The 14,969-nt window shown below is 71.1% G+C and carries 14 protein-coding genes; 6 read left to right on the forward strand and 8 right to left on the reverse strand.

Annotated elements, in window-relative coordinates; all coding sequences use genetic code 11:
- Positions 1–126: 126 nt before the first annotated feature.
- The gene (locus ACIOD2_RS14450) at positions 127–312 is read left to right on the forward strand and encodes a hypothetical protein (protein ID WP_400537754.1); all 186 of its coding nucleotides are present in this window, start codon (positions 127–129) and stop codon (positions 310–312) included.
- Positions 313–326: 14 nt separating this feature from the next.
- Here ACIOD2_RS14450 and araD read toward each other — a convergent pair whose 3' ends face one another.
- Positions 327–2,039 (reverse strand): L-arabinonate dehydratase, encoded by a 1,713-nt coding sequence (gene araD / locus ACIOD2_RS14455; RefSeq protein WP_400537756.1) that lies wholly within the window; start codon positions 2,037–2,039, stop codon positions 327–329.
- A gap of 77 nt (positions 2,040–2,116) precedes the next feature.
- On the opposite strand from araD, the gene ACIOD2_RS14460 reads away from it, so the two are divergent.
- Genes ACIOD2_RS14460 through ACIOD2_RS14470 form a run of 3 tightly spaced genes read left to right on the forward strand, consistent with a single transcriptional unit; the run spans position 2,117 to position 4,266 of the window.
- Complete coding sequence (locus ACIOD2_RS14460; RefSeq protein WP_400537758.1) at positions 2,117–2,770, forward strand: GntR family transcriptional regulator; 654 nt, start codon at positions 2,117–2,119, stop codon at positions 2,768–2,770.
- The gene (locus ACIOD2_RS14465; RefSeq protein ID WP_400537760.1) at positions 2,767–3,270 is read left to right on the forward strand and encodes a metallophosphoesterase family protein; all 504 of its coding nucleotides are present in this window, start codon (positions 2,767–2,769) and stop codon (positions 3,268–3,270) included. Before ACIOD2_RS14460 ends, ACIOD2_RS14465 begins: the two co-directional genes overlap by 4 nt.
- Positions 3,271–3,279: 9 nt before the next feature.
- Positions 3,280–4,266, forward strand: a complete 987-nt coding sequence (locus ACIOD2_RS14470) for a PHP domain-containing protein (protein WP_400537762.1) — start codon at positions 3,280–3,282, stop codon at positions 4,264–4,266.
- On the opposite strand, the gene ACIOD2_RS14475 is transcribed toward ACIOD2_RS14470, so the two are convergent.
- From ACIOD2_RS14475 to ACIOD2_RS14485, 3 genes are all read right to left on the reverse strand, one after another.
- A complete protein-coding gene (locus ACIOD2_RS14475) occupies positions 4,256–4,918 on the reverse strand; it encodes a L,D-transpeptidase (RefSeq protein ID WP_400537764.1) in 663 nt (220 codons plus the stop codon). The genes ACIOD2_RS14470 and ACIOD2_RS14475 overlap by 11 nt on opposite strands.
- Before the next feature lie 43 nt (positions 4,919–4,961).
- The gene (locus tag ACIOD2_RS14480) at positions 4,962–5,807 is read right to left on the reverse strand and encodes a chitosanase (protein WP_400537766.1); all 846 of its coding nucleotides are present in this window, start codon (positions 5,805–5,807) and stop codon (positions 4,962–4,964) included.
- A 239-nt stretch (positions 5,808–6,046) separates the two neighbouring features.
- Positions 6,047–6,637, reverse strand: a complete 591-nt coding sequence (locus ACIOD2_RS14485) for a TetR/AcrR family transcriptional regulator (protein WP_400537768.1) — start codon at positions 6,635–6,637, stop codon at positions 6,047–6,049.
- A 66-nt stretch (positions 6,638–6,703) separates the two neighbouring features.
- Here ACIOD2_RS14485 and ACIOD2_RS14490 point away from each other — a divergent pair, with 66 nt between their 5' ends.
- Together ACIOD2_RS14490 and ACIOD2_RS14495 are read left to right on the forward strand one after the other, a co-directional pair.
- Positions 6,704–8,167 (forward strand): flavin-containing monooxygenase, encoded by a 1,464-nt coding sequence (locus ACIOD2_RS14490; RefSeq protein ID WP_400537770.1) that lies wholly within the window; start codon positions 6,704–6,706, stop codon positions 8,165–8,167.
- Complete coding sequence (locus ACIOD2_RS14495; RefSeq protein WP_400537771.1) at positions 8,154–9,158, forward strand: SDR family oxidoreductase; 1,005 nt, start codon at positions 8,154–8,156, stop codon at positions 9,156–9,158. The genes ACIOD2_RS14490 and ACIOD2_RS14495 overlap by 14 nt, the downstream gene beginning before the upstream one ends.
- A 142-nt stretch (positions 9,159–9,300) precedes the next feature.
- On the opposite strand, the gene ACIOD2_RS14500 is transcribed toward ACIOD2_RS14495, so the two are convergent.
- The 4 genes from ACIOD2_RS14500 to ACIOD2_RS14515 form a co-directional block, all read right to left on the reverse strand.
- Entirely contained in the window at positions 9,301–10,260 is a 960-nt protein-coding gene (locus ACIOD2_RS14500; RefSeq protein WP_400537773.1) for a hypothetical protein, read from the reverse strand.
- An 88-nt stretch (positions 10,261–10,348) separates the two neighbouring features.
- The gene (locus ACIOD2_RS14505) at positions 10,349–12,442 is read right to left on the reverse strand and encodes a M4 family metallopeptidase (RefSeq protein WP_400537775.1); all 2,094 of its coding nucleotides are present in this window, start codon (positions 12,440–12,442) and stop codon (positions 10,349–10,351) included.
- Between the two features lie 487 nt (positions 12,443–12,929).
- Positions 12,930–14,090 (reverse strand): saccharopine dehydrogenase family protein, encoded by a 1,161-nt coding sequence (locus ACIOD2_RS14510; protein ID WP_400537777.1) that lies wholly within the window; start codon positions 14,088–14,090, stop codon positions 12,930–12,932.
- Positions 14,091–14,140: 50 nt separating this feature from the next.
- Positions 14,141–14,782, reverse strand: coding sequence for a GPP34 family phosphoprotein (locus ACIOD2_RS14515; protein WP_400537779.1), 642 nt, complete (start codon positions 14,780–14,782; stop codon positions 14,141–14,143).
- Between the last annotated feature and the right edge of the window lie 187 nt (positions 14,783–14,969).

Genomic DNA, 14,969 nt, shown 5'->3' on the forward strand with positions numbered 1-14,969 from the left:
CCCGGACAAGCCGTACGACTCGCCCTAACGGGGGATGAACCGGACGCTCAGCGCGCGTCCGGCTCCGGGTTGTGGCCGCTTACTCCTCGAGAACCACGCGCGGGCTCGTCGCCAACCGGATGAACCGTGCGCCGGTTCCTCGCCGGACTCGCGCTCACCCTGGCGACCGGCCTGGCCTCACCAGCCGCGGCGAGCACGAACTTCGACCGCCTCAAGATCCAGGTCTGCCGGCCCCGATCGCTCGAGCCATGCAGTGAACCCGTCATGCTGCACCGGGACGGCGTCGGCGAGTTCGGCCACTGGCGTCCGTGACCCGGCGCCGGACCTCAGCGCGCGTCCGGCTCAGGGTTGTGGCCCGCCCTGGCCAGGAAGTCGAAGTCACAGCCCTCGTCGGCCTGGGTGATGTGCTCGGCGTAGAGCGCTCCGTAACCCCGCTCGAAGGGCGGCGCGGGAGGCGTCCACGAAGCACGACGACGGTCAAGCTCCTCTTCGGACACGTCCAGGACCAGCCTGCGGCCGGGGACGTCCAGGGTGATCAGGTCGCCGTCGCGGACCAGCGCCAGCGGCCCGCCCACGTGGGACTCCGGCGCCACGTGCAGCACGCACGCCCCGTAGCTCGTGCCGCTCATCCGGGCGTCCGAGATCCGGACCATGTCGCTGACCCCGGCCTCCAGCAGGTGCGCGGGGATCGGCAGCATCCCGTACTCGGGCATGCCCGGGCCGCCGAGCGGGCCGGACCCGCGCAGCACCAGCACCGAATCCGCGGTGATGGCCGGGTTGTCGATCCGCTTCTTCAGGTCGCGGTAGTTCTCGAAGACCACGGCCGGCCCGGTGTGGGTCAGCAGGTGCGGCTCGGCGGCGATGTGCTTGATCACCGCGCCCGACGGCGCCAGGTTGCCGTGCAGCACCGCGACCCCGCCCTCGGCCGCGACCGGGTTGTCGCGCGGCCGGATGACGTCGTCGTTGTGCACCGACGCCGACGCGAGGTTGTCGCCGAGGGTCCGGCCGGTCACCGTGATCCGATCCGGGTGCAGCAGGTCGGTCAGCCGCGACAGCAACCCCGGCAGGCCGCCCGCGTAGTAGAAGTCCTCCATCAGCCAGTCGCCGCCGGGGCGGATGTTCGCCAGCACCGGGACGCGCCGTGCGATCGAGTCGAAATCGGCCAGCGAAAGCGGAATCCCGCTGCGCCCGGCCATCGCGACCAGGTGGATCACGGCGTTGGTCGAACCGCCGAGGGCGAGCACGGTCGTGATCGCGTCCGCGTACGCGCGCTTGTCGAGCACCTGCGTGATGGTCAGGTCCTCCCAGACCATGCCGACGATCCGGGCGCCGCTCGCCGCGGCCATCCGGTGGTGGGCCGAGTCGACGGCCGGGATCGACGCCGCGCCCGGCAGCGTCATGCCCAGCACCTCCGCGGCCGACGTCATCGTCGACGCCGTGCCCATCGTCATGCAGTGGCCGGGCGAGCGGGCGAGGCCACGCTCCAGTTCGGACAGTTCGGCGTCGCCGATCCGGCCCGCGCGCTTCTCGTCCCAGTACTTCCACATGTCGGTGCCGCTGCCGAGCACCTCGTTGCGCCAGTGCCCGCGCAGCATCGGCCCGGCCGGGACGAAGATGGCGGGCAGGCCCGCGCTGGCCGCGCCCATCAGCAGCGCCGGCGTCGTCTTGTCGCAGCCGCCCATCAGCACCGCGCCGTCGATCGGGTAGGACCGCAGGATCTCCTCGGTCTCCATCGCCAGGAGGTTGCGGTAGAGCATCGGCGTCGGCTTCTGGTAGGTCTCCGAGAGCGTCGCCACCGGGAACTCCAGCGGGAAGCCGCCCGCCTGCCACACCCCGCGCTTGACCTGCTCGGCGCGTTCCCGCAGGTGCATGTGGCACGGGTTGATGTCCGACCACGTGTTGAGGATGCCGATCACCGGCTTGCCGAGGTGCTCTTCCGGGTTGTAGCCGAGCTGGCGGCTGCGGGCGCGGTGGCTGAAGTCGCGCAGGTCGTCGCCGCCGTACCACCGGTGGCTGCGGAGCTCCTCGGGTCGCTTCATGTCACCCAGTATGGCATCTGATATATGATCCTGTGGGGCTGGTTGAATGAGCTCCGACACGACCGAGGGAGCGCACCATGACCGGGACGTTCAGCCTGCCCGCATCCCGGACCGAAGTGGTCCTGGAGGAGATCCGCCGCGGCATCCTGACCCGCGAGCTGCTCCCCGGCCAGCCCCTGGTCGAAGCCGAGCTGGCCGCGCGGCTGGGCGTGTCGAAGACACCGGTGCGCGAGGCGCTCAAGGTGCTCTCCAACTCGGGCCTGGTGACCTTCAGCCCGTACAAGGGCGCGTCGGTCTGCCAGGTCGACGCCGACCTGGCCCGGTCCGTCTACGACGTGCGGATGGTGCTCGAGCCCGAAGCCGTCCGGCGCACCGTCGAGCGGCGCGACGCGGACCTGCTGGAAGACGCCGCGGACGCGCTGAAGGAGGCGTCGGGCGCGATCGCGGACAAGGACCAGGTCGCGCTCAGCCTGCTCAACCGCCGGTTCCACCGCGCGCTCTACCGCGGCTGCGGCAACCCGCTGATGGTCACCATCCTCGACGACCTCAAGGACCGCGCGGCGCTGATCACCGTCGTCGGCTGGGAGGCCAACCCCAGCTGGAAGAAGGAGTGGGCCGAGCACAAGGCGGTGCTCGCGGCGGCCAAGAAGGGGGACGCCGACGGCGCGGCCACCCTGCTGCGCGACCACATCGGCGGCTTCCTGGAACGCGTGCTCAAGGCCATCGAGTGAAGCTGCTGATCGTCTCCGACACCCACCTCCCCGGCCGCGCCCGCGTGCTGCCCGAGCGGGTCTGGCAGGAGGTCGAGGCCGCGGACGTCGTCGTGCACGCGGGTGACTGGGTGGACGTCACCCTGCTCGACGAGCTGGAGGGTCGCAGCAAGCGCCTCATCGGCGTCTACGGCAACAACGACGGCCCCTCGCTACGCGCGCGGCTGCCGGAGATCGCCCGGGCGGACCTCGACGGCGTCCGCCTGGCCGTCATCCACGAGACCGGCGGGAAACAGGGCCGCGAGCAGCGGTGCGACGCGCGGTTCCCGGACACCGACGTGCTCGTGTTCGGCCACAGCCACATCCCGTGGGACACGACCACCCCGGCCGGCCTGCGCCTGCTCAACCCGGGTTCGCCCACCGACCGCCGCCGCCAGCCGTTCTGCACCTACCAGACGGCGCGGATCTCGGAGGGTGCGCTGACGGACGTCGTGCTGCACGAACTGCCCCCGAGGGGGTAGACAGGTCCCATGGATCCGGCATGGGCCTTGCGGGAGATCGCGTTCCAGCTGGAACGCGCGGGGGAGCCGAGCTACCGGGTGCGCGCGTTCCGCAACGCCGCCGCCACCGTCGACAAGACCGATGCCGGCCGGCTGGCCTCGATGGCCGAAAACGGCACGCTCACCTCGTTGCCCGGGATCGGGAAGGCCACCGCCGGCGTCATCGAAGACGCGCTGGCCGGCCGGGATCCGGCGTACCGCGAGAAGATCGTCGAGGCGAAGCTGCCGGACGGCGAACCGCTGCGGTCCGCGCTGAAGGGCGACTGCCACACCCATTCCGACTGGTCCGACGGCGGCAGCTCGATCGGGGAGATGGCCGTCGCGGGCCGGGAGATCGGGCACGAGTGGATGGTGCTGACCGACCACTCGCCGCGGCTGACCGTCGCGAACGGACTGTCGCCCGACCGGCTGCGGACGCAGATGCAGATCGTCGCGAAGGCCAACGAGCTGATGGCGCCGTTCCGGCTGCTGCACGGCATCGAGGTCGACATCCTCGACGACGGCGCGCTCGACCAGGAAGAGGAGTTGCTGGCGCAGCTCGACTTCGTCGTCGCGAGCGTGCACTCGAAGCTGCGGATGCCGTCGCGGGACATGACCCGGCGGATGCTCGCCGCGGTGCGGAATCCGCACGTCCGCGTGCTGGGGCACTGCACCGGGCGGCTGGTCACCGGCAAGGGGCGTCCCGAGTCGGAGTTCGACGCCAAGGCCGTGTTCACCGCGTGCCGCGAGAACGGCGTCGCGGTCGAGATCAACTCGCGGCCCGAACGCCTCGACCCGCCGATGAAGCTGCTGCGCCTGGCCGCGGACCTCGGCTGCGAGTTCGCCATCGACAGCGACGCGCACGCGCCCGGCCAGCTCGACTGGCAGGGTTACGGCTGCGAGCGGGCGATCAAGGCCGGGATCGGGCCCGAGCGGATCATCAACACCCGCACGGCGGACGAGCTGCTCAGCCGCTGACCGAGATGTCGACGACCGGGTGCCGCGCCGGGTCGAGCCAGCGCATCACCGCGTCCAGGTCCGTGCCCGGGATCGAGACGCAGCCCGCGGTCGGCTTCCCGTTGCTGACGTGCAGGAAGAACGCCGACCCGGCGCCCGGCACGACGGGCGAGCGGTTGTAGTCGAGCACGACGGCGTGGTCGTAGACCGGGCCCGCCTTGCCGAGATCCTCACCGGCGGCCTCGTTGAACGGGCACGTGCCGGGAACGCAGGAGAAGTGCTTGTTGTAGTACGGGGACTTCACATCGGACACCCACCAGTCCGAGGTGGTGACCCGCCGGTACGGCAGCCGGGTCCCGTTGGACGGCCGGATCCCGAAGGCCTCGGTCAGCGTCCACACGCCGGCCGGGGTGTGCGACGTCGACTCGCTGGCCCGGCCGATCCCGTCCTGGCCGACGAACGCGCGGACCGGGCCGTACGCCCTGGTCCAGCCGGTGCCGGTGCGCTGCCACGCCGTCAGGACGGCGGTGGTCGCGCTCGCCGAGTCCGCGACGACGGTGACGACCTGGCCGGCCTTCCCGTGGAAGGACGGCGGGACGGCTCCGGCGGGGCTCGCGGCGGTGGCCAGCAACGCGGCCGCGGCCAGCGTGGCGCCGAGGAATCTCCTGCCCATGGCCGGAGACCCTAGCGGCGCCACGCCGACCGCGCACGTGTCGTCAGTTGATGGTGTACGAGTCGCCGTACACCTTCCACTTCAGCGGGGTGTGCAGGTCGAAGTTGCCCGCGTTGAGGAACGTCACCTGCTCGGTGTCGATGCGCGAGGTGTCGGAGTGGGCCTCTTCCTCGTTCATGACGACCTTGCGGGCGGCGAAGAACGCCTTGAGGTACGTCGCTTCGTCGCCACCCTGCGCCGGGGTCTTCGCCTTCTTCAGCGCGGCCGACCGGATGCCGCCGAAGCTGCTGTGGTCGGTGCCGGGGCCGTGCATCACGATGGCGTCGTAGTAGGCGAACTGGCCGAGGTTGCTGAGGCCGTCCGTCTTGCCCTGGCTCACCGCGGGGTTGAAGTACACACGGTCGCGCTCGTTGTTCTGCGCGGTCTGGAACGCCGTGGTGGCCGCGGCCTGCTTCCACGCGCTTTCGAACGCCGAGCCGAGCCCGCTGTGCGAGTCGGTGCCGTTCACCTTCTTCAGCGCGGGAAGGTACTTCGCGAGCGGGTTGCCCGGGACGGCGTCGGTGTAGGCCTGCACGAGCTCGAGCATGTCGCCGGTGCCGGAACAGAAACCGATGATGCCGGCGGTGTACCCGCGGCCGTCGCCGATGTCCTCGATGTACTTGTACTGCGCTTTCCAGTCCAGGGAGGAGTTTTCCGCGCTGGAGACCAGCTTCATCGCGATCTCCTTCTTGGCCGCGACGGAAAGGTCGCCGGTCGCCTTGACGGAGGCGCTTTGCGCGGCCAGCGGCGCGGGGGCGGCCGAGGAGAGCGCGGGCGTGGTGATCACGAGGGCCGCGACGGAGGCCGCGCCGAGCGCGCCGATCAGGACCGGCCGCAACTTCTTGCTCATGGGGGAAAACCCTTTCCGCGGGGGACGTGCCGTGGGGGAGCACGGACGTTTTCAATGACGCTGTTGGGCATGACTGACAGCACCCGGAATTCGGTGGCCCTTCGGCTGCCGGAAACGGGTTGCTGGTGGTGCTGCGGCGTAGCGCCACGGTAGCGAAGGGTCAGCACCGCCACAAGGGGGGAGGAAGTTGTTGGCAAATAGGGAAAAAAGACCGGGGAAAGTAGACGGTTTCGGTGTGGTCAGCGCGCGCCGGCGAAAATGCGGATGACGTCCGGCAGCACGTTCACCGGGATCGTCGGGTCGATCGCCCGCTGGACGCCCAGGCCGATGCCCAGGCTGAGCAACGCCGTCGCGGCGTCGTCGGCCGACATCGGGAGCGTGATCCCGAAGCGCTCGGCGTACCCCGAGAGCAGGCCCGCGATGGTGTCGCGAATGGTCTTGTCGCGCGCGGCCAGCTCGGCGCGGACGTGCGGGTTGCGCCGGGCGTTGGTGGCGAACTCGACCTCCAGGGCCGTCCACGCCTCGTCGCCGATGCTGCGCTCGGCCCAGGACTGGAACGCGGCCAGCAGCCCTTCCATCCCGTCCGCGCCGACCAGGGCCTCGGCGACCGCCGCGACCTGCTCGTCGTGGATCCGGTCGAGCACCGCGAGGCAGAGCTCGTCCTTGTTGCGGAAGTTCGAGTAGACCGCGCCCTTCGAGTACCCGGCTTCGTCGGCGACCTTCTCGAGCGACGTCACCGAGTAGCCGTCGTGCAGGAAGAGCTGCTTGGCGGTCTCGATGAGCTGCTCGCGGGTGCGCGCCTGGCTTTCCGCGCGGGTGAGTCGGGCCATGCGCCCACTCTAGCCGGAGCCGGAATCGGGGTACCGACAGTATCGAGATACTGCTAGTCTCCGAAAATGGATCAACGCGACTTCGCGGTCCTCGTCGTCGGTGCCGGGGCGTCGGGGCTGGGTGCCGCCGTCCGGCTCGGCCAGGTCGGCGTCGACGACCTCGCCGTGCTTGAGAAGGCCGAAACGCTCGGTGGGACCTGGCGCGACAACACCTATCCCGGCTGCGCCTGCGACGTGCCGTCCGCGCTCTACTCGTACTCCTTCGCCCCCAATCCCGAGTGGACGCGCGCCTTCGCCGGGCAGGCGGAGATCCGCTCCTACCTGCGTGACACCGCCTCGCGGTTCGGAATCACCGAGCGCATCCACTTCGGTGTCGAGGTGACACGCGCGCAGTGGAACGCCCTTGAGGCGCGATGGGAGCTGGAGACGTCTCGGGGGCCTTACACCGCAAGGATCCTGGTCGCCGGCACCGGGCCGTGGCACGAACCGCTGATCCCGGACCTGCCCGGCCTCGACAGTTTCCCCGGCGAGGTCTTCCACTCCGCGCGCTGGAACCACGACCACGACCTCGCCGGGAAACGAGTCGCGGTGATCGGCACCGGCGCGTCGGCGGTGCAGTTCGTCCCGGAGATCGTTCCGATGGTCGAGCGGCTGCACCTGTTCCAGCGCACGGCCCAGTGGGTGCTGCCCAAGCCGGACCACCACGTCCCGGGCGTCGAGCGGTTCCTGCTGCGGCGGTTCCCGGCGCTGCAACGGGTGTTGCGCCGCGTGGAGTATGGCGCCATGGAGACGCTCGGCCTCGGCTTCCGGCACCCATGGCTGCTGCGGCAGGTCCAGAAGCTCGGCTTGGCTCATTTGCGGCTGACCGTGCGAGATCCGTTGCTGCGCCGGAAACTCACGCCGGACTACACGCTCGGCTGCAAGCGGCTGCTGATGTCGAACACGTACTACCGCGCGCTGACAAGGTCCACAGTGGACGTCCACGCGACGGCGGTCTCCTCGGTTTCCGGCAACCGGGTGCTGGGCGCGGACGGCTCGATCGCCGAGGTCGACACGATCATCTTCGGCACGGGTTTCCACATCCTCGACATGCCGGTGTCGGCCCGCGTCTTCGACGGCGACGGCCGCAGCCTGGACGACCACTGGAAGGGCAGCCCGCAGGCGTTCCTCGGCACGACGGTCGCCGGTTTCCCCAACCTGTACCTGCTGCTAGGCCCGAGCCTCGGCACCGGGCACACGTCGGCGTTCATGATCCTGGAGGCCCAGCTGCGGCACACGGTCGCCGCGGTGACCCGCACGCTGCGCTCGGACTGGGCCTCGGTTTCGGTGCGGCCGGAGGCTCAGGAAGCGTTCAACGCGGAGGTCCAGGCGGCGCTGCCGGGCACGGTCTACCAGTCCGGCGGCTGTTCGAGTTACTACACGGATGTGAACGGCCGCAACAGTTTCAGCTGGCCGTTCTCGACCGCCCGGCTGCGGTCGCAGGTCGGTTCCTTCGACGAAAAGGACTACGAGATCCATGCTGTCCGGTGACCGCTACCCGGCGATCGACCCGCGCGGCGCGGTCGTCGCCATCACGGGCGGGGCGCGTGGCATCGGCCGCGCGACCGCCGTGGAGTTCGCCGCCCTCGGTGCGACGGTGTGCGTCGGCGACCTGGACACGGTGTTGGCCGAGGCGGTCCAGGGCGCGCACGGTTTTCCCCTGGACGTCACGGTCCGCGAGTCCTTCGCCGCCTTCACCGATGCCGTGACCGGCCGGTTCGGCCGGATCGACGTCCTGGTGAACAACGCCGGCGTGATGCCGCTGGGCGACTTCCTGGAGGAGCCGGACGCGGTCGGCCGGACCACCATGGACGTCAACGTGCAGGGGCTCGTCCACGGGCTGCGGTCAGTGCTGCCGGGGATGATCGCGCGCGGGCGGGGGCATGTCGTCAACGTCGCGTCGATGGCGGGGAAGATCCCGCTGCCGGGCATGGCTGTGTACAACGCGAGCAAGTTCGCGGCGGTCGGCCTGACCGCGGCGGTCCGGCGAGAGTACGCGGGCACCGGGGTGAGCGTGAGCGCGGTGCTGCCCAGCGCGGTCCGCACCGAACTGGCGTCGGGGGTGAGACTAGGCGGCGCACTGCCCACAGTGGACGCCGAGGACGTCGCCCGCGCGATCGCCGGCACCCTGCGGACTCGCCGAGCGGAAACGGCGGTCCCCCGCTGGGTTGGCGGCTGGGACCTCCTGTCAGCGCTGACGCCGGAGCCAGTGATGTCATGGCTCCGAGGCCTGATCGGCGACGACCGAGCGCTGACCTCCCTCGACCCGGCGGGCCGCGCGGCCTACACCGATCGAGTGGCGGCGCAGGTCACCGGTCGTGGGGGGGGGGGGGGGGGGTGGAAATTGTTTAAAAAACAAACCCCACGAGCACAAACCCCCCCCCCCCCCCCCCCCGACGCCCCCCCCCCCCCCCCGGCCCCCCCCCGCCCACCCGCCGCGTGGGGGGGGCCGGGTCGCCCCGTATTGTTATCTCACTTCTAGTATCACCCCCCCCCCCCCCCCCCCCGACCGGTCAGTCCCACTCCGCGCCGCAGGCACCCAGGTTGCGCATCCAGCACCGCGCTGGCCCGAGCCTCGATCCGGCGGGCCGCGCGGCTTACAGGCAGCGGGTGGCGGCGCAGGTTCAGTCCCACTCCCAGACCATGCCGTAGACACCCGGCTGCGCGTCCAGCACCGCGATGTGGCTGGTCAGGCTCGGGCCCACCGGCAGCTCCGGTTCGCCGACGACGTCCGGGGAACCGTCGCGCGGGCGGTGGTAGCGGTGGCAGCGCACCGGCACCGCCGCCGGGTCGAAATGGGCCTGCAGCACCAGCTGGCGGGCCGGGGCGCGGATGCCGAACTGCAGGTAGCTCGTCTCCGGGGGCTCACCGTCGTAACCGAAGTCGAAGTCGAACACGTACGTCTCGCCCGCGCGCAGCGGGTAGTCGAACCGCAGCTCCACGGCCAGCAGCTCCGACGACGGGTCGCGGCGGATCCGGCCCGGGCGGCAGCAGTGCGCCGAGCGCAGCGCCGGCTGGTGCGCGCCGCCGGTCTGGGGGCGGAAGAACGACACCCAGCGGTCGACGCCGTCCTCGCGGCTGGTCACCACCATCTCCGTGCGCACCGACGCCTCCGTGCGGTCCGCGGTGAGCGTCGCCCGCTGGTGCACCGAGGCGATCGCGAGCCGCGCGTTGCCGTCGAGGTCGATGCCGTCGCACGAGCCCAGCTCGGTCGGCTCGGCGCCGAGCGCGCTGGCCAGGCTGACCCCGCTCGGCCACGGCTCGGCCCGGCGGGCGCGCGGCCGGGCCGGGGCCACCAGGGCGGTGAGGGCGTCGGCGGGCAGGCCGAGGCAGCCTTCCGCGACGCGCACGGCGTGCAGTGAACGTCCCCCTTCGGGGTGACGTCGGCCGCGTCGCCAGTAGCTCAGCGTCGCCAGGCTGACCTGGGCGCCGCGGATCGCCATCCGCCGCTGCAGGCCCTCCAGGCTCAGCCCGCGATGCCGGATCACCAGGTCGAAGGCCATGTCGAACGGTCCTTCGCGGACGGCCGCGGCCACCTCGCCGGGCAGGTCCGCGTCGGCCGGCTCGAGCGCACTCGCCTCCATGCTCACCTCCGATCGGGTAAGCATGAGTACTCGGCGCAGCCGGCGCAACGAGGCCTGCCACCAAAGTAGGTGGCAGGCCCCGGCGGGATCAGCTGAGCGTGACAGCGGTGTCGTCCACGACGAACGACGTCTGCAGCGACTGGTCCTCGATCCCGGCGAACTTGAGCGTCACCGTCTGGCCGGCGTAGGACGACAGGTCGATCGTCTTCTGCGCGTAGGCCGCGTTGCGGTCGAGGTTCGAGTACGTCGCCACCGCCGTCGAGCCGGCGGACACGACGAGCTTGTCGTAGACGACGTTCTCGGTCTCGGCGGTCCCGACACGCAGCCAGAACGTCAGGCTCGCGTGGCAGCCCGCGGGAATCGCCACCGACTGGGTAAGCGTGTCGGTGTGCGTCACGCCCTGGCCGCCGAGCCACGACGCGTAGGTGCCCGAGCGCGCCGGCGCCTGGGTGCCCCACTGGCCGATGGTGGTGTTCGGGTCGGTCCACGACGTCTTGCCCGACTCGAAGCCCGGGTTCAGCAGCTTCTGGCCGGTGCAGTCACCAGGGGGAGGGGTGGTGGTGGTCGTGGGCGGGGTGGTCGTGGTCGTCGGCGGCGTGTCGGTGCACGTCGGATCGCCCGACTGAGCCGGCACGCTCACCGCGTTCCAAGCCGCCTTCACGGTGTTGAACTCCGTGCAGCTGTTGGGGTACAGGTTCTTCGCCGCCTGCAGCGTCCACGTGCGGTACCGCAGGTAGTTGCTGCCGGACGTCTTGAGCTGGACGGCGCCGTGCATGATGTTGATCGCCTTCTGGATGCCCAGCCCGGTCACCGTGCTGCTGTTGCAGGTCGGGCTCGTCGGCTGCCCGTCGGCCGGGTTGCTGCCCTCGGCCAGCAGGTAGAACCAGTGGTCGCCGGGCCCGGCCGCCTTGTGCACCTCCGCGTTCGGGGTGGAGCTGGAGTAGCAGTTCGGGTCGCCGACCTTCGACGGGTCGTACATGTAGCGGATCGCGCCGGTGCCGACCAGGTTGACCTCTTCGCCGATCGCGTAGTCCGGCGGGTCGTACTGCGACGGCTCGTTCGCGTAGAACTCCGTGGCCGTGCCGAAGGTGTCGGCGATGAACTCCTGCGTGCCGCCGCCGGAAAAACCGCCGGAGCCGGAGTAGTCGTCGACGCCGTGGCCCATCTCGTGGCCCAGGATGTCGAGCGAGCCGACCCATTCGCCGCTCGGGTTGTGCCCGAGGTTCACGTAGGCCGGGCGCGAGTTGTAGTAGTAAGCGTTTTCGTCGTCGAGGCCGACGCGGATCTTCCAGGCGCCGCCGTTGCCGGTGAAGCCGTTGCGGCCCACCCACGCCGAGAGCATCTTCTTCTCGGTCTGCGTGACGAACAGCGCGTCCGCGCAGCCGGTCTCGATGTTCGTGCCGGTGCCGTTGCCCCAGCTGTCGTCCGGTCCGGTGAGGACGGTGTCGGTGCTGTAGTTGCGGCAGTCCAGGTTGGCCGTGCCCGGGTCGGCCATCGAGTACGTGCTGCCGGACTTCGTGGTGTTGAGCGGCAGCGGGGACGGCCCGTTCCACTTGCCGGTGCCGGTACCCGCGGCGACGTGCTGCACGCTCCGCAGCACGCGGCCGTCCACGGCGTCGACGTAGACGCTCAGGCTGCTCGGCTCACCGTGCTCGTCGGTGCCTTCGACATTGCTCTCGTACGCGAGCCGGCCACTGCCGTCGGCGACGACGACCAGCTTCCCGCCCGGCAGGCCCTTCGGCCCGCGGACCTGCTTGGCCGCGACGGCGTCCGCCTGGGCCGCCGACAGCTTGGCGCCGTGGACGTCGAGGTCACCGAGGGGCTGCTGCTGGGCCACGGACGTGGTCTTCACCGTGCCCGCCGAGTCGGTGGCGATGACCAGGTCGCCGCCGACCACGGGCAGGCCGTCGTAGGTCCGGTCGTAGACGACGTAGGACAGGCCGGCCGCGGACCGCACGTCCCGCTGGACGAACTTGTCGTGCGACCCGGCGAACAGGGCGGCCGGCCGGGCCGCGACCAGGCCCGCCGCCGCGTTCGTGGCGTTGGCCTGGGCCTGCGCGGCGGATACCGCCGGGGGTGGCGTGGGGACGGGCTGCGCGGGCGCGGCGACGGCGATGCCGACCACGACCATGCCCGCCGCCGTCGCCCCGCCGAGCGCGGCGAACCGTTGGGGCAGTCTCATGACGCTCCTTGGGAAAACTGGGGAAAGGGGAGGTTCCGCCCGAAAATCGATGCAGAACCCGCTCGACGCTAATCGCGCGCCGGGAGCGGCAGAAGCTCCATCACACCGCCGGAATTTCACGCCGCAAGCGTGTGAAACCGCGTGAAAACTCCGGCCGCGGCACAGATCGCGGCCGGCCGCACCCCTCCTGTGACCCAGGTCATTCCCGGCGCGAGGTGATTTGTCTCATTCATCCCCCGCGCGGAGCATAACGATCATCAAACCTGGTCTGCTAGGCCATTTGGACCAATGCTCAAGGTGTTACCGCGCAGTAACTCTCCGTTGAGCACACTGGCGAAAGGATTCACCATGGGTATCTCGGACATCGTCTACGCGGCCGCCGACATCGCGTACTTCGCGATCCACAACGTCGGCCACCTGGTCCACCTGCTGGTGGGCTGACCGGGTCCTCAGTGGACTGCCCGCCCCGGCAGTCCACTGAGGATGGTCACAGCGTCTCGAAGCTGATCCCCGCCTTGGTGAGCCGGTCGAGCAGCGCGTCGCCCATCGCGGCCGCGGTGGTCACCTGCCCCGCCGTCTCCGGGAGGTCGTCGGTCGCCAGGCACAACGCCGACTCCGCGAGCATCTTCGCCGTCTCGTCGTAACCGGGGTCGCCACCGGACACCTCGGTCACCACGCGCTTGCCGCCACCCTCGCCGACGAACCGCACCGAGAACCACGACCGGGCCCGGCGCTGCGGGCTCGGCCCGTTGCCCGGCGCCAGCAGCCGGGAAAGCGCTCGCCGGGCCGGCGGGACCTGCGCGGCCGCGAACAGCGCGCCGACGCCGACCGCGCCGCCCGCCAGCACCGGCAGGTGCTTGACCGCGGCGAAGTGCCGGTAGGTGAAGTCCGGGCCGTAGCGCTCGACCGCTGTCGCCGACCGGCGGACGACCTCGGGGTCGATCGTCGGCAGCGGCACCGCCCACCAGCCCGGGCCGGCCAGCCGGTGCGGGCGGCCGAGCGGGGCGCGGGAGAACCGGCCCGCCGGGCGCGGCTCGGCGGCGGCGCGCTCGCGAGCGGCGCGGGCCCCGGCCGGCAGCCGTCCCATGACGGTCAGCGCGCTGAGGAACGTGCCGCCCGACGGCATCCCGCTCGCCCGGACGTACCCGTCGACCCGCAGCGGCACGCCTTCGGGCAGCTGCCGCACGGTGAACCACGCGCCGAGGTCGTGCGGGATCGAGTCGAACCCGCACGAGTGCACCAGCCGCGCGCCGGTCTCGCGGGCGCGCCGGTCGTGCTTGAGGTACATCAGGTCGACGAACTCGGCCTCGCCGGTCAGGTCGACGTAGTCGGTGCCCGCCTCGGCGCACGCCGCCACCAGCGGCTCACCGCGGTCCAGGTAAGGCCCGACCGTCGTGATCACGACCTTCGTGGCCTCGGCGACGGCGCGCAGCGACGCCGGGTCGCCGGAGTCGGCGACGAGCAGGTCGAGCGTGGCGAACCGGTCGTCGATCTCCGCGAGCTTCGCCCGCACGGCCTCGAGCTTGCCGCGGTTGCGCCCGGCGAGCGCCCAGCGCAGGTCCGCGGGCGCGTGCCGGGCCAGGTACTCGGCGGTCAGGCCGCCGGTGAAGCCGGTGGCGCCGAACAGGACCACGTCGTGGGCGCGCATGTCTCCTCCAAGGGGACGTCGACGGCGGACGCGCCCAGGTTACCCGCGGGTCACTTCCGGTCGCCGGTGTAGACGACGGCCGCCGCGACCGCCTCCACCCCGGTGATCACGTCGGCGATGCGGCGCGGGAGCGCCTCGTGGGTGTCGGCCATCCACGCCCGCACCTGCGCCCGGCCGAGCTCCGGTTCGCACAGGTCGGAGACGCCCGCGGTCCACGCGAGCAGCGCCAGGCACGCCGAATGCGGGTCGGGCCGGTCGACGCCGAACACCGCCGAGCGGGCCTTGCTCCGCGCGGCCGTCGAGACGAGCAGGTCCGCGGGCGGGTAGCGGTGCGTGCGGCGCAACAGCACCCGATCAGGTGCCCGGCGCACGAGCCCGAGCGAGATCAGGTTGTCGGCGGTGATCGACGGCAGCGTCGCGCGCAGGTGGTCGATCCAGTCGCGCACGCCGTGGGCCGCCGTTTCGGAAAGGATTTCGGAAAAGATCCGGTCCATGGTCGGAATTCCCGGTAGCCGCCCGGTGATCGGGCGGACCTTGCGGTCTTCGACGGTGATCCGGTCGGTGAACAGCAGGTCGCACAACACCGCGCCGGCCAGCCCGATGCCGAGCGACGTCCGGCCGAGCACCGCGCGCCCGGTGAACTCGTCGTGCCCGAGGAAGAAGAACGAATCGACCAAGGTGAGCCGGCGCATGACGGAAATGGGCCCCCTGGGCTGTCGAAGGGAAGGATGCCGAAGATAGCGGTACGTCCCGGCGCGGTTTTCGGCGCCATCGGTGTTTTACCCCGATCGGCCGTACCGCCGCCGGGTCCGCTGCCCCTACTCTGTGGACCGCCGCCAAGATCACCACGGGCTCGGACTCCCCCGGGGGAATGGGGAG

The organism is Amycolatopsis sp. NPDC088138 (assembly GCF_044741685.1).
Lineage (GTDB): Bacteria > Actinomycetota > Actinomycetes > Mycobacteriales > Pseudonocardiaceae > Amycolatopsis.

Coding starts and splice junctions, on each gene's coding strand:
- araD (WP_400537756.1), bottom strand. CDS start 2,039: ATGAAGCGACCCGAGGAGCTCCGCAGCCACCGGTGGTACGGCGGCGAC.
- ACIOD2_RS14510 (WP_400537777.1), bottom strand. CDS start 14,090: ATGCGCGCCCACGACGTGGTCCTGTTCGGCGCCACCGGCTTCACCGGC.
- ACIOD2_RS14485 (WP_400537768.1), bottom strand. CDS start 6,637: ATGGCCCGACTCACCCGCGCGGAAAGCCAGGCGCGCACCCGCGAGCAG.
- ACIOD2_RS14470 (WP_400537762.1), top strand. CDS start 3,280: ATGGATCCGGCATGGGCCTTGCGGGAGATCGCGTTCCAGCTGGAACGC.
- ACIOD2_RS14480 (WP_400537766.1), bottom strand. CDS start 5,807: ATGAGCAAGAAGTTGCGGCCGGTCCTGATCGGCGCGCTCGGCGCGGCC.
- ACIOD2_RS14505 (WP_400537775.1), bottom strand. CDS start 12,442: ATGAGACTGCCCCAACGGTTCGCCGCGCTCGGCGGGGCGACGGCGGCG.
- ACIOD2_RS14500 (WP_400537773.1), bottom strand. CDS start 10,260: ATGGAGGCGAGTGCGCTCGAGCCGGCCGACGCGGACCTGCCCGGCGAG.
- ACIOD2_RS14490 (WP_400537770.1), top strand. CDS start 6,704: ATGGATCAACGCGACTTCGCGGTCCTCGTCGTCGGTGCCGGGGCGTCG.
- ACIOD2_RS14495 (WP_400537771.1), top strand. CDS start 8,154: ATGCTGTCCGGTGACCGCTACCCGGCGATCGACCCGCGCGGCGCGGTC.
- ACIOD2_RS14475 (WP_400537764.1), bottom strand. CDS start 4,918: ATGGGCAGGAGATTCCTCGGCGCCACGCTGGCCGCGGCCGCGTTGCTG.
- ACIOD2_RS14515 (WP_400537779.1), bottom strand. CDS start 14,782: ATGCGCCGGCTCACCTTGGTCGATTCGTTCTTCTTCCTCGGGCACGAC.
- ACIOD2_RS14460 (WP_400537758.1), top strand. CDS start 2,117: ATGACCGGGACGTTCAGCCTGCCCGCATCCCGGACCGAAGTGGTCCTG.